The 22,467-nt window shown below is 72.4% G+C and carries 20 protein-coding genes; 16 read left to right on the forward strand and 4 right to left on the reverse strand.

The window, feature by feature from the left end:
• Positions 1-19: 19 nt before the first annotated feature.
• Complete coding sequence (locus tag ABZ898_RS02555) at positions 20-958, reverse strand: helix-turn-helix domain-containing protein (protein WP_361651936.1); 939 nt, start codon at positions 956-958, stop codon at positions 20-22.
• A 209-nt stretch (positions 959-1,167) separates the two neighbouring features.
• Between ABZ898_RS02555 and ABZ898_RS02560 the strand changes: the two genes are divergently transcribed.
• The 9 genes from ABZ898_RS02560 (at position 1,168) to ABZ898_RS02600 (ending at position 7,860) form a co-directional block, all read left to right on the forward strand.
• Positions 1,168-1,857, forward strand: a complete 690-nt coding sequence (locus ABZ898_RS02560; protein WP_361651938.1) for a DJ-1/PfpI family protein — start codon at positions 1,168-1,170, stop codon at positions 1,855-1,857.
• Position 1,858: 1 nt separating this feature from the next.
• On the forward strand, positions 1,859-2,311 hold the full coding sequence (locus tag ABZ898_RS02565; RefSeq protein ID WP_361651940.1) for a hypothetical protein: 453 nt from the start codon (positions 1,859-1,861) through the stop codon (positions 2,309-2,311).
• A gap of 276 nt (positions 2,312-2,587) precedes the next feature.
• The gene (gene gatC, locus ABZ898_RS02570; RefSeq protein WP_018544665.1) at positions 2,588-2,884 is read left to right on the forward strand and encodes an Asp-tRNA(Asn)/Glu-tRNA(Gln) amidotransferase subunit GatC; all 297 of its coding nucleotides are present in this window, start codon (positions 2,588-2,590) and stop codon (positions 2,882-2,884) included.
• Positions 2,885-2,890: 6 nt separating this feature from the next.
• On the forward strand, positions 2,891-4,384 hold the full coding sequence (gene gatA / locus ABZ898_RS02575; RefSeq protein ID WP_361651942.1) for an Asp-tRNA(Asn)/Glu-tRNA(Gln) amidotransferase subunit GatA: 1,494 nt from the start codon (positions 2,891-2,893) through the stop codon (positions 4,382-4,384).
• On the forward strand, positions 4,381-4,620 hold the full coding sequence (locus ABZ898_RS02580) for a hypothetical protein (protein ID WP_031181741.1): 240 nt from the start codon (positions 4,381-4,383) through the stop codon (positions 4,618-4,620). The genes gatA and ABZ898_RS02580 overlap by 4 nt, the downstream gene beginning before the upstream one ends.
• Before the next feature lie 16 nt (positions 4,621-4,636).
• Positions 4,637-6,151 (forward strand): Asp-tRNA(Asn)/Glu-tRNA(Gln) amidotransferase subunit GatB, encoded by a 1,515-nt coding sequence (gatB, locus tag ABZ898_RS02585; RefSeq protein ID WP_361651944.1) that lies wholly within the window; start codon positions 4,637-4,639, stop codon positions 6,149-6,151.
• Between the two features lie 104 nt (positions 6,152-6,255).
• The gene (locus ABZ898_RS02590) at positions 6,256-6,636 is read left to right on the forward strand and encodes a hypothetical protein (protein WP_361651946.1); all 381 of its coding nucleotides are present in this window, start codon (positions 6,256-6,258) and stop codon (positions 6,634-6,636) included.
• 46 nt (positions 6,637-6,682) lie between these two features.
• A complete protein-coding gene (locus ABZ898_RS02595) occupies positions 6,683-7,282 on the forward strand; it encodes a GNAT family protein (protein ID WP_361651948.1) in 600 nt (199 codons plus the stop codon).
• 35 nt (positions 7,283-7,317) lie between these two features.
• Positions 7,318-7,860: a hypothetical protein gene (locus tag ABZ898_RS02600; protein ID WP_361651950.1), complete on the forward strand. Its 543-nt coding sequence runs from the start codon at positions 7,318-7,320 to the stop codon at positions 7,858-7,860.
• 48 nt (positions 7,861-7,908) lie between these two features.
• Here the strand turns inward: ABZ898_RS02600 and ABZ898_RS02605 are convergent, their stop codons facing one another.
• Together ABZ898_RS02605 and ABZ898_RS02610 are read right to left on the reverse strand one after the other, a co-directional pair.
• Complete coding sequence (locus ABZ898_RS02605) at positions 7,909-9,060, reverse strand: PQQ-dependent sugar dehydrogenase (protein ID WP_361651952.1); 1,152 nt, start codon at positions 9,058-9,060, stop codon at positions 7,909-7,911.
• A gap of 66 nt (positions 9,061-9,126) precedes the next feature.
• A complete protein-coding gene (locus ABZ898_RS02610) occupies positions 9,127-10,140 on the reverse strand; it encodes an aldo/keto reductase (protein ID WP_361651954.1) in 1,014 nt (337 codons plus the stop codon).
• A 75-nt stretch (positions 10,141-10,215) separates the two neighbouring features.
• Between ABZ898_RS02610 and ABZ898_RS02615 the strand changes: the two genes are divergently transcribed.
• From ABZ898_RS02615 to serA, 6 genes are all read left to right on the forward strand, one after another.
• Positions 10,216-11,160 (forward strand): 2-hydroxyacid dehydrogenase, encoded by a 945-nt coding sequence (locus ABZ898_RS02615; protein ID WP_361651956.1) that lies wholly within the window; start codon positions 10,216-10,218, stop codon positions 11,158-11,160.
• 373 nt (positions 11,161-11,533) lie between these two features.
• On the forward strand, positions 11,534-14,536 hold the full coding sequence (locus tag ABZ898_RS02620) for an EAL domain-containing protein (RefSeq protein ID WP_361651958.1): 3,003 nt from the start codon (positions 11,534-11,536) through the stop codon (positions 14,534-14,536).
• Positions 14,537-14,788: 252 nt separating this feature from the next.
• Positions 14,789-16,639, forward strand: coding sequence for an acetolactate synthase large subunit (locus ABZ898_RS02625; protein WP_361651960.1), 1,851 nt, complete (start codon positions 14,789-14,791; stop codon positions 16,637-16,639).
• A gap of 41 nt (positions 16,640-16,680) precedes the next feature.
• Positions 16,681-17,205 carry an acetolactate synthase small subunit gene (gene ilvN, locus ABZ898_RS02630; protein WP_361651962.1) on the forward strand — a complete coding sequence of 175 codons (525 nt, stop codon included), beginning with the start codon at positions 16,681-16,683 and terminating at the stop codon, positions 17,203-17,205.
• Between the two features lie 110 nt (positions 17,206-17,315).
• A complete protein-coding gene (ilvC, locus tag ABZ898_RS02635) occupies positions 17,316-18,314 on the forward strand; it encodes a ketol-acid reductoisomerase (RefSeq protein ID WP_361651964.1) in 999 nt (332 codons plus the stop codon).
• 266 nt (positions 18,315-18,580) lie between these two features.
• Entirely contained in the window at positions 18,581-20,182 is a 1,602-nt protein-coding gene (serA, locus tag ABZ898_RS02640) for a phosphoglycerate dehydrogenase (protein ID WP_361651966.1), read from the forward strand.
• 74 nt (positions 20,183-20,256) lie between these two features.
• Here serA and ABZ898_RS02645 read toward each other — a convergent pair whose 3' ends face one another.
• The gene (locus ABZ898_RS02645; protein WP_361651968.1) at positions 20,257-21,786 is read right to left on the reverse strand and encodes an MFS transporter; all 1,530 of its coding nucleotides are present in this window, start codon (positions 21,784-21,786) and stop codon (positions 20,257-20,259) included.
• Between the two features lie 96 nt (positions 21,787-21,882).
• Between ABZ898_RS02645 and ABZ898_RS02650 the strand changes: the two genes are divergently transcribed.
• A complete protein-coding gene (locus ABZ898_RS02650) occupies positions 21,883-22,467 on the forward strand; it encodes a TetR/AcrR family transcriptional regulator (protein ID WP_361651970.1) in 585 nt (194 codons plus the stop codon).

A 22,467-nucleotide genomic window follows, 5' to 3' on the forward strand; every position in this document is an offset into this window, starting at 1 on the left:
GACGCGCCCCGTACACGGGTCAGGTGAACGAGCGCCGGTAGGCGTGCGGGCTGACCCCGGTGGTGCGCTTGAAGCGGTCGCGGAAGGCCGTGGGGGAGCCGAACCCGACCGACTCGCCGATGCGTTCCACGGACTGCCCGGTGGTCTCCAGCAGGTGCTGGGCCTGGCGGACACGGGCGCGGTGCAGCCATTGCAGCGGCGTGCTGCCGGTCTGCTCGCGGAAGCGCCGGATCAGGGTCCGCGTGCTGGTCCCGGCCTCGGCGGCGATGTCGGCGAGGGTGAGGTCGGCGCCCAGGTTGTCCCGCAGCCAGTCGAGCAGCGGCTCGAAGGCGGAACCGTGCGGCGTGGGCGTGTGGTCGTGGACGATGAACTGCGCCTGGCCGCCCTCGCGTTCCAGCGGCATGACGGAGAGCCGGGCGGCATCCGCGGCCACGGCCGAGCCGTAGTCCCGGCGGATCATGTGCAGACACAGGTCCAGGCCCGCGGCGGCCCCGGCCGAGGTCAGGATGCGGCCGTTGTCGACGTACAGCACGTCCGGGTCCACCTCGATCTCCGGATACGTCCGGGCCAGCAGGGCGGCCGCCGCCCAGTGGGTGGTGGCCCGCAGACCGTCCAGCAGTCCGGCGGCGGCCAGGACGAAGGTGCCCGAGCAGATGGAGGCGATACGCACGCCCTCCCCGGCGGCCGACCGCAGCGCGTCACGGACGGCGGGAGACAGCGGGGCGGTGGGTACGGCGGTTCCGGGCACGACGATGGTGTCCGCGCCCCGGAGCCCCTCCAGACCCCAGGGCGCGCGCAGGGCGAAGGCGCCCGCGTCGGTCTCCGGGCTCTGCGCGCACACCCGGATGCGGTAGCCGGCGCGGCCGTCCGGCAGCCGGGTGCGGGTGAAGACCTCGATCGGCGTGGACAGGTCGAACGGGATCACCTGGTCCAGGGCGAGCACGGCGACGGTGTGCATGGCCCGAACATACTCGTCCGCACACGGTCCGGCGGACCCGCTCCGGCACCTGATCAGGGTCCGGAGCTGTGGAAAAGCCCGGTTCCGGCAGTCTGGCGATATCCCGTCGGAAGGCGTCACTCATGCCACTGGGGCGGATCGCGGACGGCTGGTTGGCTTCTCGGTGAACCCGGCGCCTACCGGGCCCCGCCCAGCCGAAGGACCCCTCCATGCACGCCCAGATCGTCCTCTTCGACGGCTTCGATCCGCTCGACGTGATCGCCCCCTACGAGGTGCTGTACGCCGGCGGCCTCGCCTGCGGCGGCGGGGTGAGCGTCGAACTGGTCTCCGCCGAGGGACCGCGCGAGGTGGTCAGCGGCACCGGCGGCCTCGCCCTGCGGGCCACGGCCGCGCTCGATCCCGCGCGGCCGGGGCTGGTCCTCGTGCCGGGCGCCTCGGGCCTGGTCGGCGAGTCCGGCGAGGGTTTTGCCCGGGACGCGGGCGCGGGGGAGAAGCCGCTGGACGAGCCGATCCCCGTCCTGCTGGGCCGGACGCTGACCACCGGGCTGCCCGCGCTGCTGGCCGAGGCCATGGCGGACCCGCGCGTGACGGTGGCCGCGGTGTGCGGCGGCACCCTCGTGCTGTCCATGGCAGGGCTGATCGAGGGCCGCCACGCCACCACCCACCACCTGGGCCTGGACCTGCTCGAAGCGGCGGGCGTCCACGCGGTGCGCGCCCGGGTCGTCGACGACGGCGACCTCGTCACCGGCGCCGGCGTCACCTCCGGCCTCGATCTAGCCCTGCACCTGCTCGAACGCGAGACGGGTCCCCGTGTCGCCCACGCCGTCGAGGAACTGTTCGCCCACGAGCGCCGGGGCACCGTCTGGCGCGCTCAGGGCCCGGCCCCCGTGGGCGTGTGACATGACGAAGCTCCTGCTCTCCGTCCACGTCCTGGCCGCCCTCCTGGCCATCGGTCCCGTCGCCGTCGCCGCCAGCATGTTCCCGAGGAGCCTGCGCCAGGCGCACGACGCCCCGGACGACCAGGGGGCGCTCGCCGGCCTCGGGCTGCTGCACCGCGTCTGCCGCATCTACGCGGTCGTCGGCGTCACGGTGCCCGTCTTCGGGCTCGCCACCGCGCGGAACCTCGGTGTGCTCGGCAGCGGATGGCTGATCACCTCGATCGTGCTGACCGCCGCGGCCGCCGCCGTGCTCGGCCTGCTGATCCTGCCCGCCCAGGAGGCCGCGCTGGAGGCCGCCCCGGACACCGCGGACTCCGCCGCCCGCCTCGCCATGCTCACCGGCGTCTTCAACCTGCTGTGGGCGACCGTCACCGTCCTGATGATCGTCCGCCCCGGCTCCACGACAGGAGCCTGAGCCGCCTCAGGGGGTCTGGGGGGAAACCGTTTACCGGGCAGCCCTCCATGCCCCATAGGATTGGGGCTAGTCGTCCCCTTTCCGTCTGTCGCGCGGCGCCCGGCACGCACGCTCGCGGCGTTGCCGAATCGCCCACGTGGCTCCGCCACGAGGGCGCTCCGGCGCCTTGCGATCGCACGCACCGGACACCGCGCGACCCGCCCTCCGGGCGGACGACGGAAAGGGAACGACTAGCCCCCGGCCAAACCACACTCACTCACCCCAGAGGATCGCTGCATGCCTGGCATCACGCGCGAGGAGGTCGCCCACCTCGCCCGGCTGGCGCGTCTGGAGCTGAAGCCCGAAGAGCTCGACCACTTCGCGGGCCAGCTCGACGACATCATCGGCGCGGTCGCCCGCGTCAGCGAGGTCGCCGACCAAGACGTACCGCCGACCTCGCACCCGCTCCCGCTGACGAACGTCATGCGGGCGGACGAGGTCCGTCCCTCGCTCACCCCCGCGCAGGCGCTCTCCGGCGCCCCCGCCCAGGAGCAGCAGCGTTTCAAGGTGCCGCAGATCCTGGGGGAGGACTAAGAAGTCATGACCGACATCATCAAGCTCACGGCCGCCGAGATCGCCGGAAAGATCGCCTCCGGCGAGCTGACGGCCGTCGAGGTCACCGAGGCCCACCTCGCGCGCATCGACGCGGTCGACGAGAAGGTGCACGCCTTCCTGCACGTCGACCGTGAGGGCGCCCTCGCCCAGGCCCGCGCCGTGGACGCCAAGCGCGCCAAGGGCGAGAAGCTCGGCCCGCTGGCCGGCGTCCCGCTCGCGCTCAAGGACATCTTCACCACCGAGGGCATCCCGACCACGGTCGGCTCGAAGATCCTCGAGGGCTGGATTCCCCCCTACGACGCGACGCTCACCAAGCGCCTCAAGGACGCCGACGTCGTCATCCTCGGCAAGACCAACATGGACGAGTTCGCCATGGGGTCCTCCACCGAGAACAGCGCCTACGGCCCGACCGGCAACCCCTGGGACCTCACCAAGATCCCCGGCGGCTCCGGCGGCGGCTCCTCCGCCGCGCTCGCCTCCTACGAGGCCCCGCTCGCCATCGGCACCGACACCGGCGGCTCCATCCGCCAGCCGGCCGCCGTCACCGGCACCGTCGGCGTCAAGCCGACCTACGGCTCGGTCTCCCGCTACGGCATGGTGGCCTTCTCCTCCTCCCTGGACCAGGGCGGCCCCTGCGCCCGCACGGTGCTGGACGCGGCCCTGCTGCACGAGGTCATCGCGGGCCACGACCCGATGGACTCCACCTCCATCGACGCGCCGGTCCCGCCGGTCGTCGAGGCCGCGCGCAACGGCTCGGTCGCCGGCATGCGCGTCGGCGTCGTCAAGCAGTTCCGCGGCGAGGGCTACCAGGCCGGCGTCCTGCAGCGCTTCGACGAGTCCGTCGAGCTGCTCAAGGAGCTGGGCGCGGAGATCGTCGAGCTGGACTGCCCGTCCTTCGACCTCGCCCTGTCGGCGTACTACCTGATCGCGCCGTCCGAGTGCTCCTCCAACCTCGCCCGCTTCGACGGCCTGCGCTACGGCCGCCGCACCGGCGACGACGGCACCCACTCCGCCGAGGAGGTCACCTCGCTCACCCGTGAGGCCGGCTTCGGCGACGAGGTCAAGCGCCGCATCATGCTCGGCACGTACGCCCTCTCCAGCGGCTACTACGACGCCTACTACGGCTCGGCGCAGAAGGTCCGCACCCTCATCACGAGGGACTTCGAGAAGGCGTTCGAGCAGGTCGACGTGATCGTCTCCCCGACGACCCCGACCACCGCCTTCGCGATCGGCGAGCGCGCCGACGACCCGATGGCGATGTACCTCGCGGACCTGTGCACCATCCCGACGAACCTCGCGGGCAACGCGGCCATGTCGCTGCCCTGCGGTCTCGCCCCGGAGGACAACCTCCCCGTCGGCCTGCAGATCATCGCCCCGGCGATGCGGGACGACCGGCTGTACAAGGTCGGCGCCGCCGTCGAGGCCGCCTTCGTGGAAAAGTGGGGGCACCCGCTGATCGAGGAGGCACCGTCGCTGTGAGCGCACTGAACAAGGCCAAGGGCTTCAAGCAGTCGAGGTCCGGCACGTACCTGTCCATGGCCGGCACCGCGTTCAGCGCGGTCGGCGTGGCCAAGCAGATCAAGAAGGCGCGCTCCGAGCAGGACACCCTGCGCCTGGTCGACGCCGCCGTGTCCGCCGTCGCCATCGTCACCGGCCTCGCCATCCTCTACCGCGAGCTGAAGCGGCTGGGCGACGACGACGTCCTGCTGGGCTGAGAGGGAAGTTTTCACCGTGACCACCACGACCGACCTGGTGTCGTACGAGGACGCGCTGTCGTCGTACGACCCCGTCATGGGCCTTGAGGTCCATGTCGAACTCGGCACCCACACCAAGATGTTCTGCGGCTGCTCGACCGAGCTGGGCGCCGAGCCCAACTCGCAGACGTGCCCGGTGTGCCTCGGCATGCCCGGCGCGCTCCCGGTCGTCAACGCGACCGGCGTCGAGTCCGCCGTCAAGATCGGCCTCGCGCTGAACTGCTCGATCGCCGAGTGGTGCCGCTTCGCCCGGAAGAACTACTTCTATCCGGACATGCCGAAGAACTTCCAGACCTCCCAGTACGACGAGCCGATCGCCTTCGACGGTTACCTCGACGTGCAGCTGGAGGACGGCGAGACCTTCCGCGTGGAGATCGAGCGCGCCCACATGGAGGAGGACACCGGCAAGTCGACGCACGTCGGCGGTGCCACCGGCCGTATCCACGGCGCGTCCCACTCCCTGCTGGACTACAACCGCGCCGGCATCCCGCTCATCGAGATCGTCACCAAGCCCATCGAGGGCGCGGGCGAGCGGGCCCCCGAGGTCGCGCGCGCCTACGTCCGCGAGCTGCGTGAGGTCATCCGGGCCCTCGGTGTCTCCGAGGCCCGCATGGAGATGGGCCAGATGCGCTGCGACGTCAACCTGTCGCTGCGCCCGCACGGCCGGGAGAAGTTCGGCACGCGCTCCGAGACGAAGAACGTCAACTCGCTGCGCTCGGTCGAGCGCGCCGCCCGCTTCGAGATCATGCGCCACGCGGCCGTGCTCGACGGCGGCGGCACGATCATCCAGGAGACCCGCCACTTCCACGAGGACACCGGGTCGACGACCTCGGGCCGCGTGAAGGAGGAGGCCGAGGACTACCGGTACTTCCCGGAGCCCGACCTCGTCCCGGTGGCGCCCTCGCGCGAGTGGGTCGAGGAGATCCGCGCCGCGCTGCCCGAGCTGCCGCTGGCCCGCCGTACCCGCCTGCTGGCGGAGTGGGGCATCTCGGCCACCGACATGCAGTCGATCACCAACGCCGGTGCGCTGGACCTGATCGTCGCCACCATCGACGCCGGTGCCGACGCGGCCTCCGCCCGCAAGTGGTGGATGGGCGAGCTGGCGCGCAGCGCCAACGAGTCGGGCAAGGCGCTGGACGAGCTGGCCATCACCCCGGCCCAGGTCGCCCGCGTCACCGAGCTGGTCGTGAAGGGTGACCTCAACGACAAGCTGGCCCGCCAGGTCATCGAGGGCGTCCTCGCCGGCGAGGGCACGCCGGACGAGGTCGTCGACAAGCGCGGCCTGAAGGTCGTCTCCGACGAGGGTGCGCTGACCACCGCCGTCGACGAGGCCATCGCCGGCAACCCGGCCATCGCGGACAAGATCCGCGGCGGCAAGGTGGCCGCGGCCGGCGCGCTGGTCGGCGCGGTCATGAAGGCCACCCGTGGCCAGGCCGACGCCGCCCGCGTCAAGGAGCTGATCCTGGACCGGCTGGGCGTCAGCGAGGGCTGAGTCCCGCGTCCGACGTGGCCCCGGAGGTTCGTCCTCCGGGGCCACGTCCCGTTTTCCGGGGGCGCGGCCGGGGCCCGCGTACCGAGGCGCTACGCTCGCCCGCCATGAGTGGACGTACCGATTCCGTTGCCGGTCCCGCCGAGGCCGAGGCCGAGGCCGAGGAGACGGAACGGGCGGAGCCCGGCGTCCGGCACGAAGAGGACGCCGAGGACGGCGCCGAGGACGACGCCGAGTTCTACGACGAGGCCCGCCGCGCCCGCTGGGTCGCCACCGGCACCGGCGCCCTCCTCGCCCTGGCCGGGGTCGCCGCCGCCCTGCTCCGGCTCGCCGGCCCCGCCCCCGCCCTCGTCCCCGCCGCGTACGCCACCGGCGCCGCCGTCTGCACGGCCGCCGCCGGCCTCGGCGCCCGCGGCCGCACCCGCCGGGCCCTCTGGCTCCTGATAGCCGGAACCATGATCATGGCCCTCGGTGACCAGTTCGACTGAGCCCGTGAAAGGCTCGGCCGGTCACCGCGGAAGGGACCACGACACGATGTACGCGACACCACTGGGCGTCGACGGCGCTGAACTGCGCCCGATGGAGGTCTGGCACGCGCCGGAGTTCTTCGCCAACATCGACGGCGAGCGCGAGTTCATCGGCCGTCATGTCGGCCTGCCGGACGTGGTGCCCGACCTGGACGGCGCCCGCGCCTTCCTCAAGCGGTACGCCGACAAGCGCGCCACCGACACCGGGAGCCTGCACGGCATCTGGCTGGACGGCACCCTGGTCGGCGGCCTGATGTTCCGGCTGTGGGACAACGAGACTCAGGTCGCCGAGGCCGGCTGCTGGCTCGTCCCCGGCGCGGGCGGGCGCGGCCTGGTCACCCGGGGCATGCGGCTCCTGCTGGACTGGGCCTTCGGCGAGCGCGGCATGCACCGGGTGGAGTGGCACGCCTCTCCCGCCAACCGGCCCAGCGTCAACGTGGCCCGGCGCCTGGGCATGAGCCGCGAGGGCGTGCTCCGCGAGAACCACCCGCACCGGGGCGTGCGCACCGACACCGAGGTCTGGGCGATCCTGGCCCCCGAGTGGCGCGCGGCCCGCGAGGGCGCGGAGCACGGCGGGCGTGAAGACGCGGAGCACGGCGGGCGTTAAGACGCCTCTCAGACTCCGTCCGTACGGTGCCGGGCATGGCTACGAAGACAGCGGAAGGCGCCGCGACCGAGACCGGCGCGCAGCACGACGAGACGGCGACGGAGACCGCCGTGACCGAGGAAGCCCAGGCCCCCGAGCAGCGGGAGAGCGGCGAGGAGACGGCCGCCGCCGAACCGCGCGAAGCGTCCGGGGTCGGCCAGGGCGCCGGTGCCGTGGTGTCCGCCGCGCTCGGCCTGGTCTCGCTCAGCGGCGGCTGGGTCGGCACCGTCGCCTCGGCCCGCGCCCAGCTCATGGGCCAGCTCAAGACCTCGTCCCAGGCGAACGTCGCCCAGCAGGTCAAGGCGGTCTACGGCGACGCCTGGCACGCCACCGCCCTGTGGGCCGGCCTCTTCGCGGTCGCCGCGCTGGTCGTCGGCGCCGTCGTGCTCGCCCGTCCGGCGTTCGGCGCGCCGGGACGCCCGCAGGCCCCCTGGATCAAGTCGGTGGCGTGGGGCGGTGTCGCGCTCGGTGCCGTCGGCCTGCTGCTGGCCGCGCTGAAGTACTCCGACGTCCTGCTCGGCCTGCCCTCGGTGGGCTGAGCGCGCGGGGCCGGTGTGCACGGGGGCGGTGTTCCGCACCGCCCCCGGTCAGCGGACCCGCAGTTCCAGCAGACGGTCGTCGCCCTTGCCGGGGGTGTTGCGGCCGTCGGTGTTGCTCGTCAGCACCCACAGCCGGTCGCCCCCGGCCGGGGCCACCGTGCGCAGCCGGCCGTACTCGCCCTTCAGGAACGCCTGCGGCGGGGCGGCCGCCGAGGTGGAGCGCAGCGGGACGCGCCACAGGCGCTCGCCCCGGAGCCCGGCCATCCAGATCACGCCGTCCACCTGCGCGATGCCGCTCGGGGACGCCTCGTCGGTGTGCCACTGGGCCAGCGGATTCAGGAAGCGCCCGTCGGTGCCCCTGCCCTCGGTGCCGGGCCAGCCGTAGTCGCCGCCGGGCTTGATCGCGTTCAGCTCGTCCCAGGTGTCCTGCCCGAACTCCGAGGCGAACAGCCGCTGTTGACCGTCCCAGGCCAGGCCCTGCACATTGCGGTGGCCGTAGGAGTACACCGGGGAGCGCCCGAAGGGGTTGCCCGGCGCCGGCTCACCCTCCGGGGTGATCCGCAGGATCTTGCCGCCCAGGGACTTCCGGTCGGAGGCCAGCCCGCTGCTGCCGCTCTCGCCGGTGCCCGCGTACAGCATGCCGTCGGGGCCGAAGGCGATCCGCCCGCCGTTGTGGATGTGGCCCTTCGGGATGCCCTTGAACACCGTGTCCGGTGCGCCCAGTTGATCACCGGGGTTCCGCTTCTCGTCGTACCGCACGCGGACGACGCGGTTGTCGGAGGCGGAGGTGAAGTAGGCGTAGACCATGTGGTCCGAGGCGAAGCCGGGGGAGAGGGCGATGCCGAGCAGGCCGCCCTCACCGGCGGGCTCGACCCCGGAGATGCGGCCCGCCACCGTCTTCTCGCCGGTCCTGGCGTCGATCCGGGTGAGGGTGGCGTCGTCGCGGGAGGAGACGAGCAGGTTCCCGTCGGGCAGCGGGGCCAGCCCCCACGGACTCTTCAGTCCCTCGGCCACTGTGCGCAACACCTTCACCGAGCCTTTCGCGGGCGGGGTGGTCCCGGAGGGGGACGCGGCGCCGGAGGTCACCGTGCCCCCGGAGGGCGATCCCCGGCCGTCACCCCCGTCCGAGGAGCAGCCCGCGGCCAGCAGCAGCGCGGTCGCGGCGAGAACGGCGGGTACGGTTCGGCTTCGCACGGTCAAGGTCCCTTCGAAGGGGTCGCACCGACACTGCTACCCCACCAGACGCGCACCGTGCGCGTCCCCGGTTCAGTCCCACGATCCCAGCGCGGCGGGCAGCGCGGCCACCTCGGCCAGATCCCGCGGGGTCAGCCGCAGCGCGGCCGCCGCCGCGTTCTCCCGCGCCCAGCGCTCCCGTTTCGTGCCGGGCAGGGCGATGACCTGCGGTCCCTGCGCCAGCACCCACGCCAGCGCCACCTGCGCCGGGGTGACGTCCTCGCCGTGCCGCCGCGCGATACGGCGGAGTCCGGCCACGACGGGCTGGTTGGCCGCCATCATCTCGGCCGTGAAGCGGGGGTGGCGGGCGCGCAGATCGTCCGGTTCGAAGCCCTCGCCCGGGGTCAGCGTCCCGGTGAGGAAACCGTTCCCCAGAGGCATCGCCGCGAGGAAGCCGACACCCCGCTCCGCGCACCACGGCAGCAGGGCGTCCAGCGCCTCCGGCGACCACACCGACAGCTCCGCCTGCACCGCGCTCACCGGGAACACCTGCTGCACCCGGCGCAGTTGGCGCAGCGTGGTGTCGTGCAGCCGCCCACCCGGGCGGCGACCACCCGACCGGTGCCCGCCACGCGCGCCGACCGCGCACAGCCCCAGCGCCCGCACCTTCCCGGCCCGCACCAGGTCCGCCATCGCGCCCCAGGTCTCCTCGACCGGGACCTCCGGATCGGCGCGGTGCAGCTGGTACAGGTCGATCACGTCGGTCTGCAGGCGCCGGAGCGAGGCGTCGCAGGCCCGCTTCACATAGCCGGGGCGCCCGTTGGCCACGATGTGCTGATCGCCCACCAGCAGCCCGGCCTTGGTCGACACGAAGGCGTCCGCGCGCCGCTCCCGCAGCACCCGGCCGAGCAGCAGCTCATTGGTGAACGGCCCGTACATGTCGGCGGTGTCCAGCAGGTCCGAGCCCAGGTCCAGCGCCCGGTGCACGGCCCTCAGCGACTCCTCGCCCCGCTGCCGCGACCCGCTGTACGCCCAGCTCATCGGCATGCACCCGAGCCCCACGGCCCCCGCCGAGAGCGCCCCCGCGCCGATCGTCCTGCGCTCCACCTGCCCGCGAACCTCCCTCTTCGAGGTCCCCAACCTAACCAATGGGCGCGCCCGTCCTGAACTAGCCTCCTGACCATGACCGAAGACGTCTGGCTGCCCCTCCCGCCCGAGGAGATCCGCGGACTGCCCGAAGGACCGAACTACCTGTTCTGGGACGGCGAGCGGCCGGAGTTCCCCGGTGATCCCGCCGACTGCGCGGTGTACGTGGTGCCGTACATGAAGCCGCTGCCGGCGCGCACCCGCCCGCTGAAGCGGATGACCGGGCTGAGCGTGATCCAGACGCTCACCGCGGGCGTGGACGACATCACCGCCGACCTCTCCCTGGTCGCCCCCGGCGTCCGGCTCTGCAACGCCCGCGGGGTGCACGAGACCAGCACCGCCGAGCTGGCCCTCACCCTCACCCTGGCCTCGCTGCGCGGAATCCCGGGGTTCGTGCGGGCCCAGGACGACGGGCGCTGGCAAGGGGAGTTCCGGCCCGCTCTGGCCGACCGTAACGTGCTCATCGTCGGCTACGGCGCCATCGGCGCGGCCGTCGAGGACCGGCTCGTGCCCTTCGAAGTGGAGCGCGTGACCCGGGTGGCGCGCTCCGGGCGCACCACCGCGCGCGGGGTCGTGCATCCGCTCACCGAACTTCCCCGACTGCTCCCGGAAGCCGACGTGGTGATCCTCTCCACGCCCCTCACCGAGGAGACCCGGGGCCTCGTGGACGCGGGCTTCCTCGCGCGGATGAGGGACGGCGCCCTGCTCGTCAACGTCGCGCGCGGGCCCGTCGTGGACACCGAGGCCCTGCTCAGGGAGGTGGAGAGCGGACGCCTCACCGCCGCGCTCGACGTCACCGACCCCGAACCGCTGCCGCCGGGGCACCCGTTGTGGCGGGCCCCGGGCGTACTGATCACCCCGCATGTGGGCGGCCCGAGTTCGGCGTTCCGGCCGCGCGCCGAGCGGCTCCTGGTGGACCAGCTGACCCGGTTCGTGAACCATGAGCCATTGCGCAACGTGGTCCTCACCACCGGGGCGTGAAGCGTTTGCGGGCACCCTCCGCGACCCTCCGGGCGCGGTGCGTGCCCGCATAGTCGCTGGTCGTCACGGAGAGTAGAGAAGCTATGTCCCTGAGTGACGATCCTGGTGTATCGTCCCGACAGGGGAGCGCCGCCGACCGATCGGCGCCGGGGATGGACATTTCAGCTCTGTGAGGGGGGCGACGGGCGATGCACGGCCTATGGACGAACGATCCGACGCGGCGGAGCCGCCGACGGCGACCCTGGCGCACGACCGCGCGCAGGCGCGAGCGGCACATGAGCCGGCACAGTCTCCACCCCAGGCCGGGCGCCCGCCGCAGGCACCCGCACCGGCCGTCGCGGGACCCCGGCGCGACCCGGACCGGGAGGGCGCGGTGAGCGCGCCCCCCGTGACCACGACCGCGCTCGACGGGGCGCCCCGCGCGCCGCAGCAGACCGTCCGCACGCCCCCGGCCCGCCCGCCGGCACCGCGCGACGGATCGCGTCTGACCCAGCAGCTCGCCCTCGCCGTGATCTGCGCGGCCTACGGCGTCGGCTCGGCCTTCGACTGGGGCTCACCCCAGCTCGCGCTGTTCATGGGGGACTTCGGGCTCAGCGCGGCGGCCGGCACCGCCGCCGTCTCCTGCTTCCTCTACGCCCGCAGCCGCCGCGTCCGCTTCCGCCCCGCCTGGCTGCTCTTCGCCCTCTCCTCCGCCATGGCCGCCCTCGGCAACGCGGTCTGGGGGTGGTACGAGGTCGTCCTCGGGCGCACGGTGCCCAGCCCCAGCTACGCCGACCTGTTCTTCCTCTGCTTCGCCCCGCCCGCGATCGTGGGCCTGCTGGTCCTCGCCAAGCGCCCGGTGAGCCGGGCCGGCTGGATCTGCCTCACGCTGGACGCCTGGCTCATCGGCGGCTCGCTGCTCACCCTCTCCTGGAGTCTGGCGCTCGCCCAGACCGCCCGGATCGACGGACCGAGCGTCGAACACACGGCCCTCTCGCTCGCCTACCCGCTGCTCGACATCGTCCTGGTCAGCATGGTGCTGGCGCTGCACTTCCGGCGCAGCCCGGGCAACCGCACCGCCGTCAACACCGCGATCGGCGCCCTCGCCCTCACCGTGATGTGCGACGCGCTGTTCACCTCCCCGCTGCTGCACAGCAACTACCGCTCCGGGCAACTGCTGGACGCGGGCTGGTTCGCGGGCTCCCTGCTGCTCGCCTACGCCCCCTGGGCCGCCCCCCGGGGGCGCGAGGGCGACCGGAGCACGCCCGACGGGCACACCCGCGTCGTCCACGAACACGTACCGGGCCAGCGCGGCCCGGTCACCGCCCAGACCCATCCGCCGGGCACCGAGGGCCACCGCTATCCGGCCGGGGCACCGCTCACCGGCTCCCTCGCCGCCCTCACCCCGTACCTCGCCGCCGCCGTCTGCACGCTGGGCATCCTGTACAACGTGCTCAACGGGCGCCGGCCCGACCACGTGGTGCTGATCACCGCGGGCGCCGTGGTGCTGGCCCTCGTGATCCGCCAGGGCATCATGCTGCTGGACAACATCACCCTCACCCAGGAACTGGCGCAGAAGGAGAACCACTTCCGCTCCCTGGTGCAGGGGTCCAGCGACGTCATCATGATCGCCGCGCCCAACGGCGTCCTGCGCTACGTCTCCCCGGCCGCCGCCGGGGTCTACGGCAGCAGCGCCGAGGCCCTGATCGGCATGGAACTGGCGGCCCTCATCCACCCCGAGGACCTGGACTGCGTGGTCTACGAGGTGCGCCGCTTCCTCGCCGCCGACCCGCTGGACGAACCCACCACCCGCATCGAGTGCCGCTTCCGCTCCGGCCGGGGCGGCTGGCTCAACGTCGAGTCCACGGTCAACCGCCACCACGGCGGCCTGATCTTCAACAGCCGGGACGTGACCGAGCGGGTCCGGCTCCAGGCCCAGCTCCAGCACAACGCCGAGCACGACCCGCTCACCGACCTGCCCAACCGCGCCCTGTTCACCCGGCGCGTCCAGCAGGCCCTGTCCGGGCGCCGGGCCACCGACCGGGGCGCCGCCCTGCGCGGCACCGCCGTGCTCTTCATCGACCTCGACGGCTTCAAGGCCGTCAACGACACCATCGGCCACCAGGCCGGGGACGAACTGCTGATCCAGGCCGCCCGCAGACTCCAGGACTCCGTCCGCCAGGGGGACACCGCCTCCCGGCTCGGCGGGGACGAGTTCGCGGCCCTCATCACCGGCGACGGCACCCGCGACCGCAGCGCCCGCGAGCGGCACATCGTGGAGCTGGCCGACCGGCTGAGGATGACCCTCTCCCAGCCGTACGCCATCGACGGCAACGATGTCCGGGTCAACGCCTCCATCGGCGTCGCCTTCGCCGAACCCGGCCTCGGCGCGGGCGAGCTGCTGCGCAACGCGGACCTGGCGATGTACCGCGCCAAGGCGGGCGGCAAGGGCCGGGTGGAGCTGTACAAACCGCAGATGCAGCAGGACGTCGTCCGCAAGGCGGAGCTGGCCGGACGGCTGCGGGCCGCACTGCACGAGGGCGAGTTCGCGCTGCTGCACCAGCCCGTGGTGTGTCTCACCGGCGGCCGGATCGCCTCCGTGGCCACCCACGCGCGGTGGCGCTCGGCCCAGGGGGTCCTGTTCACCCCGGCCGAGTTCCTGCGGGTGGCCGAGGACGGCGACCGCACGGCCGAGCTGGAGCGCTGGATACTCAAGGAAGCGGTCGAGCAGGCCGCCGAACGGGCCGCCGGCGGTCTCGTCGTCCCGGTCTCCGTGCGGATGAGCGCCCGGCGGCTGCTGGACCGCTCGATGCCGCTGGGCTCCATCGAGGCGCTGCTGACCCGGCACGGGCTGCCGCCCGGCGCGCTGGTCATCGAACTGTCCGGTACCGACCCGCGGATCTCCCTGGACGAGCTGGAGCGGCGCCTGACCGCGCTCAGCCGCCTCGGGGTGCGGATCGCGCTCGACGGCTTCGGCAGCGGACACGCGGCCATCACCGCGCTGCGCAGGCTCCCCGTGGACATCCTCAAGCTCGACCGGGGGCTGATCGAGGGCGTCGTGGAGTCCGCCCGGCTGCACAAGATCACCAGCGGGCTGCTGCGCATCGCGGGCGATCTCGGGCTCCAGTCCGTCGCCGAGGGCGTGGACCTGCCCGAGCAGGTCGTCGCGCTGCGCGCCATGGGCTGCACCCACGGCCAGGGCATGGCGTTCGCCGGGCCCGTGGACGAGTACCGGCTGCGCCGGGCGCTCGCCTCCGGCCGCTTCCCGGTGCCGCACGCCCCCGCCGAACCGGTCTTCGCGGGGAAGGGCGCGGGACTGTACCCCGGAACCATGTCGACCGTCTTCGGTACCACCGCACTCCGCTCACATGATGAGACGGCCGTCCCACCCACTTGACACATGGTGCGCGCCGGGGGGAGGGTCAGTGCCATGCGCACCCGAATTCTCGTACTTGGAAAGCGCGTCGGCTGAGCTGGGACTCGACCGGACACCGTCCGGAAAACCCGGCACCCTCACCGACGCGCTCCCCTCGCTTGCCTTGCGGCACGAGGGGTTTTTTGTTGCACGAGTGACCCTCGTGCGGCCCCCCGCTCCGCACCCGTACCGCTCACACCTCGCACAGACCCTCAAGCTCGAGAAGAGAAGCCGATGACCGAGCAGGCCACCGGGGCCCACCATCCGCAGCCGCGGCCCCGTTCCGGAGGACAGCACTCCGCCACCGTCGAGCACGTGACGGGTGCGCAGTCCCTCATCCGTTCCCTCGAAGAGGTCGGCGCGGACACGGTGTTCGGCATCCCCGGCGGCGCGATCCTCCCGGCGTACGACCCCCTGATGGACTCCACCCGGGTCCGCCATGTGCTGGTCCGCCACGAGCAGGGCGCGGGGCACGCGGCCACCGGCTACGCGCAGGCCACCGGCAAGGTCGGCGTCTGCATGGCCACCTCGGGGCCCGGCGCCACCAACCTGGTCACCCCCATCGCCGACGCGCACATGGACTCGGTGCCGCTGGTGGCGATCACCGGGCAGGTCGCGTCCAAGGCGATCGGCACCGACGCCTTCCAGGAGGCGGACATCGTCGGCATCTCCATGCCGATCACCAAGCACAACTTCCTGGTCACCAAGGCCGAGGACATCCCGCGCGTCATCGCGCAGGCGTTCCACATCGCCTCCACCGGCCGCCCCGGCCCGGTCCTGGTCGACATCGCCAAGGACGCCCTCCAGGCCAAGACCACCTTCTCCTGGCCGCCCGTGCTGGACCTGCCCGGCTACCGCCCGGTCACCAAGCCGCACGCCAAGCAGATCCGCGAGGCGGCCAAGCTCATCACCACCGCCCGCCGCCCCGTCCTCTACGTCGGCGGCGGCGTGCTCAAGGCCGGCGCCACCGCCGAGCTGAAGGTCCTCGCCGAGCTGACCGGCGCCCCCGTGACCACCACCCTCATGGCACTCGGCGCCTTCCCCGACAGCCACCCGCAGCACGTGGGCATGCCCGGCATGCACGGCTCGGTCACCGCCGTCACCGCGCTGCAGAAGGCCGACCTGATCGTCGCCCTCGGGGCCCGCTTCGACGACCGCGTCACCGGAAGACTGGACAGCTTCGCGCCGTACGCCAAGATCGTGCACGCGGACATCGACCCGGCCGAGATCGGCAAGAACCGCGAGGCCGACGTGCCGATCGTCGGCGACGCCCGCGAGGTGCTGGCCGACCTGATCCAGGCCGTGCAGAAGGAGCACGAGGAGGGCCACCGGGGCGACCACACCGCCTGGTGGAGCGACCTGAACCGCTGGCGGGACACCTACCCGCTCGGCTACGAGAAGCCCGAGGACGGCTCGCTCTCCCCGCAGGCGGTCATCGAGCGCATCGGTCAGCTCGCCCCCGACGACACGATCTTCGCGGCGGGCGTCGGCCAGCACCAGATGTGGGCCGCCCACTTCATCGAGTACGAGCGGCCCTCGACCTGGCTCAACTCCGGCGGCGCCGGGACCATGGGCTACGCGGTCCCCGCGGCGATGGGGGCCAAGGCCGGACAGCCCAGCCGCACGGTCTGGGCGATCGACGGTGACGGCTGCTTCCAGATGACCAATCAGGAACTCACCACCTGCGCCCTGAACAACATCCCGATCAAGGTCGCCATCATCAACAACGGCGCCCTCGGCATGGTCCGCCAGTGGCAGACGCTGTTCTACAACCAGCGCTACTCCAACACCGTCCTGCACTCCGGCCCCGACGGCCCCACGGGCCCCAGCGCCGGCACCCGCGTCCCCGACTTCGTCAAGCTGTCCGAGGCGATGGGCTGCCACGCCATCCGCTGCGAGCGCCCCGAGGACCTGGACAAGGTCATCGAGGAGGCGAACGCGATCAACGACCGTCCGGTCGTCGTCGACTTCATCGTCCACGAGGACGCGATGGTGTGGCCGATGGTCGCCGCCGGGACCTCCAACGACGAGGTCATGGCCGCGCGGGGCGTGCGCCCCGACTTCGGCGACGCCGACCAGGACTGACCAGAGGATTCGAGCGAGAGAGACCGAGAGAGACCACGATCATGTCCAAGCACACGCTCTCCGTCCTGGTGGAGAACACACCGGGCATCCTCGCCCGCATCGCCGCCCTCTTCTCCCGGCGCGGCTTCAACATCGACTCGCTCGCGGTGGGTGTCACCGAGCACGCCGACATCTCCCGCATCACCATCGTGGTGAACGTCGAGGACCTGCCGCTGGAGCAGGTGACCAAGCAGCTCAACAAGCTCGTCAACGTGCTGAAGATCGTCGAGCTGGAGCCCGGACAGGCCGTCCAGCGTGAACTCGTTCTGGTGAAGGTCCGCGCGGACAACGAGACCCGGTCCCAGATCACGGAGATCGTCCAGCTGTTCCGCGCCAAGACCGTCGACGTCTCCCCGGAGGCCGTCACCATCGAGGCCACCGGATCGGGCGACAAGCTCTCCGCGATGCTCCGGATGCTGGAGCCCTTCGGCATCAAGGAGCTGGTGCAGTCCGGCACCATCGCCATCGGACGCGGCGCCCGCTCCATCACCGACCGCTCCCTGCGCGCCCTCGACCGCACGGCGTGAGCCCCGGCCCGGCCGCCCCCCTGGGCGACCGGATGCCGAGACCCCGAGACCTTCCATCCCCCCGCCGCAATACGGTGGGACGCACGAACCGCACCTCAAGGAGAGAACCAGTGGCCGAGCTGTTCTACGACGCCGACGCCGACCTGTCCATCATCCAGGGCCGCAAGGTCGCGGTCATCGGCTACGGCAGCCAGGGCCACGCCCACGCCCTGTCGCTGCGGGACTCGGGCGTCGACGTCCGCGTCGGCCTGCCCGAGACCTCCAAGTCCCGCGCCAAGGCCGAGGAGCAGGGCCTGCGCGTGGTCACCCCGGCCGAGGCCTCCGCCGAGGCCGACGTCATCATGATCCTGGTCCCGGACCCGCTGCAGGCCCAGGTCTACGAGGAGTCCATCGCGCCCCACCTGAAGGACGGCGACGCGCTGTTCTTCGGCCACGGCTTCAACATCCGCTTCGGCTTCATCAAGCCCCCGGCCGAGGTCGACGTCTGCATGGTCGCCCCCAAGGGCCCGGGCCACCTGGTCCGCCGCCAGTACGAGGAGGGGCGCGGCGTGCCCTGCATCGTCGCGGTCGAGCAGGACGCCTCCGGCAACGGCTTCCCGCTGGCCCTGTCGTACGCCAAGGCCATCGGCGGCACCCGCGCCGGCGTCATCAAGACCACCTTCACCGAGGAGACCGAGACCGACCTGTTCGGTGAGCAGGCCGTGCTCTGCGGCGGCACCGCGGCCCTGGTCAAGGCGGGCTTCGAGACGCTGACCGAGGCCGGGTACCAGCCCGAGATCGCCTACTTCGAGTGCCTGCACGAGCTGAAGCTGATCGTGGACCTCATGTACGAGGGCGGCCTGGAGAAGATGCGCTGGTCCATCTCCGAGACCGCCGAGTGGGGCGACTACGTCACCGGCCCGCGCATCATCACCGACGCCACCAAGGCCGAGATGAAGAAGGTCCTCGCCGAGATCCAGGACGGCTCCTTCGCCAAGAACTGGATGGACGAGTACCACGGCGGCCTGAAGAAGTACGACGAGTACAAGAAGCAGGACTCCGAGCACCTGCTGGAGACGACCGGCAAGAAGCTGCGCAAGCTGATGTCCTGGGTCGACGAAGAGGCGTGATCCGGTCCGCGCCGCGGCGGCGCCCCTCTCTTCAGGGGGCGCCGCCGCGGCGTGGCACGCCGACCGGGCGGCGGACCCGTACGAAACGGAGCCTCCCGTCCGGGTGATCCTTCCGTAGCGGCGCAGGCCCCGGGCCCGCGCGCCACTACACTGCTGCACAACAAACGCGTCAGGCCCACAGTGTCGTGCGTCTTCCACGCGGCTAGCACCCTCCACCGCCAGCGGCCGTCGGGACGGCCGTCCGCAATGGACTTGTGAGGACTCACGTGAGCTCGTACCCCAGTCGAAAAGCCACGGTACTCATCGCAGAAGAGCTGTCGCCCGCGACCGTGGACGCACTCGGCCCGGACTTCGAGATCCGGCACTGCAACGGAGCCGACCGCGCCGAACTGCTTCCGGCCATCGCCGACGTGGACGCGATCCTCGTCCGCTCCGCCACCAAGGTCGACGCCGAGGCGATCGCCGCGGCGAAGAACCTGAAGGTCGTCGCACGAGCCGGCGTCGGCCTGGACAACGTCGACGTCTCCGCCGCCACCAAGGCCGGCGTGATGGTCGTCAACGCCCCCACCTCCAACATCGTCACCGCCGCCGAGCTGGCCTGCGGTCTGCTCGTGGCCAGCGCGCGCAACATCCCGCAGGCCAACACCGCCCTGAAGAACGGCGAGTGGAAGCGCAGCAAGTACACCGGCGTCGAGCTGGCCGAGAAGACCCTCGGCGTGGTCGGCCTCGGCCGCATCGGCGCCCTGGTCGCCCAGCGGATGTCCGCCTTCGGCATGAAGGTCGTCGCCTACGACCCCTACGTGCAGCCCGCGCGGGCCGCGCAGATGGGCGTCAAGGTGCTCTCCCTGGACGAGCTGCTGGAGGTCTCCGACTTCATCACCGTCCACCTGCCCAAGACCCCCGAGACCCTCGGCCTGATCGGCGACGAGGCGCTGCGCAAGGTCAAGCCGACCGTGCGCATCGTCAACGCCGCGCGCGGCGGCATCGTCGACGAGGCCGCGCTGTACGCGGCGCTGAAGGAGGGCCGGGTCGCGGGCGCCGGTCTCGACGTGTACGCCAAGGAGCCGTGCACCGACTCCCCGCTCTTCGAGCTGGACCAGGTGGTCTGCACCCCGCACCTGGGCGCCTCCACCGACGAGGCCCAGGAGAAGGCGGGCATCGCGGTGGCCCGCTCCGTGCGCCTCGCCCTCGCCGGTGAGCTGGTGCCGGACGCGGTCAACGTCCAGGGCGGTGTCATCGCCGAGGACGTCAAGCCCGGTCTGCCGCTCGCCGAGCGTCTGGGCCGCATCTTCACCGCCCTCGCGGGCGAGGTCGCGGCCCGCCTCGACGTCGAGGTGTACGGCGAGATCACCCAGCACGACGTCAAGGTGCTCGAACTCTCCGCGCTCAAGGGCGTGTTCGAGGACGTGGTGGACGAGACCGTCTCCTATGTCAACGCCCCGCTGTTCGCGCAGGAGCGCGGTGTCGAGGTCCGCCTGACCACCAGCTCCGAGTCGGCCGACCACCGCAACGTGGTCACCGTGCGCGGCACCCTGGCGGGCGGCGAGGAGGTGTCGGTCTCCGGCACGCTCGCCGGCCCCAAGCACGTCCAGAAGATCGTCGCGGTCGGTGACTACGACGTGGACCTGGGGCTCGCCGAGCACATGGTCGTCCTGCGCTACGAGGACCGTCCCGGTGTCGTCGGCACCGTCGGCCGGGTCCTCGGCGAGGCGGGTATCAACATCGCCGGCATGCAGGTGGCCCGGTCCACCGCCGGCGGCGAGGCGCTGGCCGTGCTCACCGTGGACGACACGGTGTCGCCGGCCGCCCTGGCCGAGCTGGCCCAGGAGATCGGCGCGACCGCGGCCCGCTCGGTCAACCTGGTCTGAGCCGGCCCCGCACGCACCGGAGCGCCGGGCGGCCCCCTTCCGGGCCGCCCGGCGCTCCGGCGTTTCCACGGCCCTCACGGCCGCTCGGCGTCCCGTCGGCCCAGGGTCAGCGCGGCGCCGGCCGCGGCGAGCGCCAGCACGAGCGCCCCGGTGAGCGCCGCCGCGTGCATCCCGCCGGTGAACGCCTCCCGCGCCGAGACCAGCAGCGCCTCCCCGGACCGGCCGGGCAGCCGGGCCGCGGTGACCAGCGCGCCGCCCAGGGTCTCGCGGGCCTCGGCCGGCGCCCCGGACGGCATCCGGTGGCGGTAGACGGCGGTGCCCACCGAGCCGAGGAGGGCCATGCCCAGCGCCCCGCCGAACTCGGTGGCCGTCTCCAGCAGGGACGAGGCGGTGCCCGCCCGCTCCACCGGCGTACTGCCCATCGCCAGGTCGGTGAGCTGGGACAACACCATCACCGCGCCGCAGGCCAGCACCCCGGCCGCGGCCAGCGTCAGCCACAGCGAGCCGGTGCCGGTGAGGGTGAGCAGGCCGTACCCGGCCGCGGAGACCGCGAACCCGGCGGCGACCACCCGGCCCCGGTCCGCGCCCCGGGCGACCAGCGCGGCGGTCACCGGTCCGGCGACCCCGATCAGCACCGAGGGCAGCAGGCTCCACAGCGCGGCCGCGAGCGGGCTCTTGCCCAGCACGGACTGGAGGTACTGCGTGGTGAAGATCGCCGAGCCCATCATGCCGAAGGCGCACACCAGGGTCAGCACCACGGCCGGGGTGAAGCCCCGGTGCCGCAGCAGCGCGGGCGCGACCAGCGGGGAGGCGGCGGTGCGCTGGCGGTGGACGAAGAGCGCGGCGAAGAGCAGGCCGGCCGTCACCGACATCACGTACCGCACGTGCCAGCCCTCGGCGGGGATCTCCTTCAGGCCGTAGATCACCGGGAGCACGGCGGCCAGGGACAGCGGGACGCTCGGCCAGTCGAAGCGGCCGGGGGAGGGGCGGCGTGACTCGGGGAGCAGGAACGGGCCGAGAAGGAGCAGCAGGAGCATCGCGGGCAGGTTGACCAGGAAGACCGAGCCCCACCAGAAGTGCTCCACCAGCACCCCGCTCATCACCGAGCCCAGTGCGATGCCTCCGGTCATCACCCCGGACCACAGTCCGATCGCCTTCGCCCGCTGGGCGGGGTCGGTGAACATCGTGCGCAGCAGCGCCATGGTGGACGGCATCAAGGTGGCGCCGCCGACGCCGAGGACCGCGCGGGCCGCGATCAGGGTGGTGGCGCTGTCGGCGTAGGCGGCGAGCAGGGAGGCGGCGCCGAAGGCGGCGGCCCCCGCCAGCAGGAGCCGCCGGCTGCCGAAGCGGTCGCCGAGGGCGCCCATCGTCATCAGCAGTCCGGCGAGGACGAAGCCGTAGACATCGAAGATCCAGAGCTGCTGGGTGCCGGTCGGGCGGAGGTCCGCGCTGATCGCCGGGGTGGCGAAGTACAGCACGGACACGTCCATCGAGACCAGCAGCAGCGGCAGCATCAGCACGCCGAGCGCGGTCCACTCGCGCCGTCCGGCACGAACGGGCTTTTCCTGCAACGGGGTTGGGGTGGTGCTCGTCGGATTCACCATGCCGAGGAATGTACGCACGTATTAAACGCCTGTCTAGAACGACTGTATAAGTCATGCGTCTAGGACGCTTGTATGGAACGGGGTACGCTGACCCGCATGGGACACCGTGAGGATCTGCTCGAGGGCGCCAAGCGCTGCCTGCTGGCCAAGGGGTTCGCCCGGACCACCGCGCGCGACATCGTGAAGGAGTCCGGCACCAACCTGGCCTCCATCGGCTACCACTACGGCTCCAAGGACGCCCTGCTCGCGCAGGCGTACGTGGCGCTGGTGGAGGGGATGGGGGACGCGTTCGAGGGGGACGCGGCCGGCATCTGGGCGACCCCGCCGGGCTCGGTCGAGCGGTTCGAGGAGGTGTGGTCGAACATCGTCGACACCATGCGCGAGCCCGGCTCGGTCTGGCGGCTCAGCATGGAGGTCCTGACCATGGGCGACCGGATGCCCGAGGTCCGCGACCACCTGGCCGCGGCCCAGCGGGAGGCGGGTCGCGGCCTCGTCCCGCTGCTCATGGGCGGCCGCGAGGAGGACGTCACCGACGAGACGGCGGACACCCTCGGCGCGTTCTACGTCACCCTCATGACCGGCCTCATCGCCCAGTGGTCCTTCGACCCCAAGTCGGCCCCCACCGGCGAAACCCTCGCCGAGGGGCTCCGCCGGATCATCGCGGCGGTCCCGAAGGGCTGA

This window comes from Streptomyces sp. NPDC046860 (assembly GCF_040645115.1).
GTDB lineage: Bacteria > Actinomycetota > Actinomycetes > Streptomycetales > Streptomycetaceae > Streptomyces.

Bases quoted from the DNA above. Each gene is read 5' to 3' on its own strand.
- ABZ898_RS02555 (WP_361651936.1), bottom strand. From the start codon at position 958: ATGCACACCGTCGCCGTGCTCGCCCTGGACCAGGTGATCCCGTTCGAC.
- ABZ898_RS02560 (WP_361651938.1), top strand. From the start codon at position 1,168: ATGCACGCCCAGATCGTCCTCTTCGACGGCTTCGATCCGCTCGACGTG.
- ABZ898_RS02565 (WP_361651940.1), top strand. From the start codon at position 1,859: ATGACGAAGCTCCTGCTCTCCGTCCACGTCCTGGCCGCCCTCCTGGCC.
- gatC (WP_018544665.1), top strand. From the start codon at position 2,588: ATGCCTGGCATCACGCGCGAGGAGGTCGCCCACCTCGCCCGGCTGGCG.
- gatA (WP_361651942.1), top strand. From the start codon at position 2,891: ATGACCGACATCATCAAGCTCACGGCCGCCGAGATCGCCGGAAAGATC.
- ABZ898_RS02590 (WP_361651946.1), top strand. From the start codon at position 6,256: ATGAGTGGACGTACCGATTCCGTTGCCGGTCCCGCCGAGGCCGAGGCC.
- ABZ898_RS02595 (WP_361651948.1), top strand. From the start codon at position 6,683: ATGTACGCGACACCACTGGGCGTCGACGGCGCTGAACTGCGCCCGATG.
- ABZ898_RS02600 (WP_361651950.1), top strand. From the start codon at position 7,318: ATGGCTACGAAGACAGCGGAAGGCGCCGCGACCGAGACCGGCGCGCAG.
- ABZ898_RS02615 (WP_361651956.1), top strand. From the start codon at position 10,216: ATGACCGAAGACGTCTGGCTGCCCCTCCCGCCCGAGGAGATCCGCGGA.
- ABZ898_RS02625 (WP_361651960.1), top strand. From the start codon at position 14,789: ATGACCGAGCAGGCCACCGGGGCCCACCATCCGCAGCCGCGGCCCCGT.
- ilvN (WP_361651962.1), top strand. From the start codon at position 16,681: ATGTCCAAGCACACGCTCTCCGTCCTGGTGGAGAACACACCGGGCATC.
- ABZ898_RS02645 (WP_361651968.1), bottom strand. From the start codon at position 21,786: ATGGTGAATCCGACGAGCACCACCCCAACCCCGTTGCAGGAAAAGCCC.
- ABZ898_RS02650 (WP_361651970.1), top strand. From the start codon at position 21,883: ATGGGACACCGTGAGGATCTGCTCGAGGGCGCCAAGCGCTGCCTGCTG.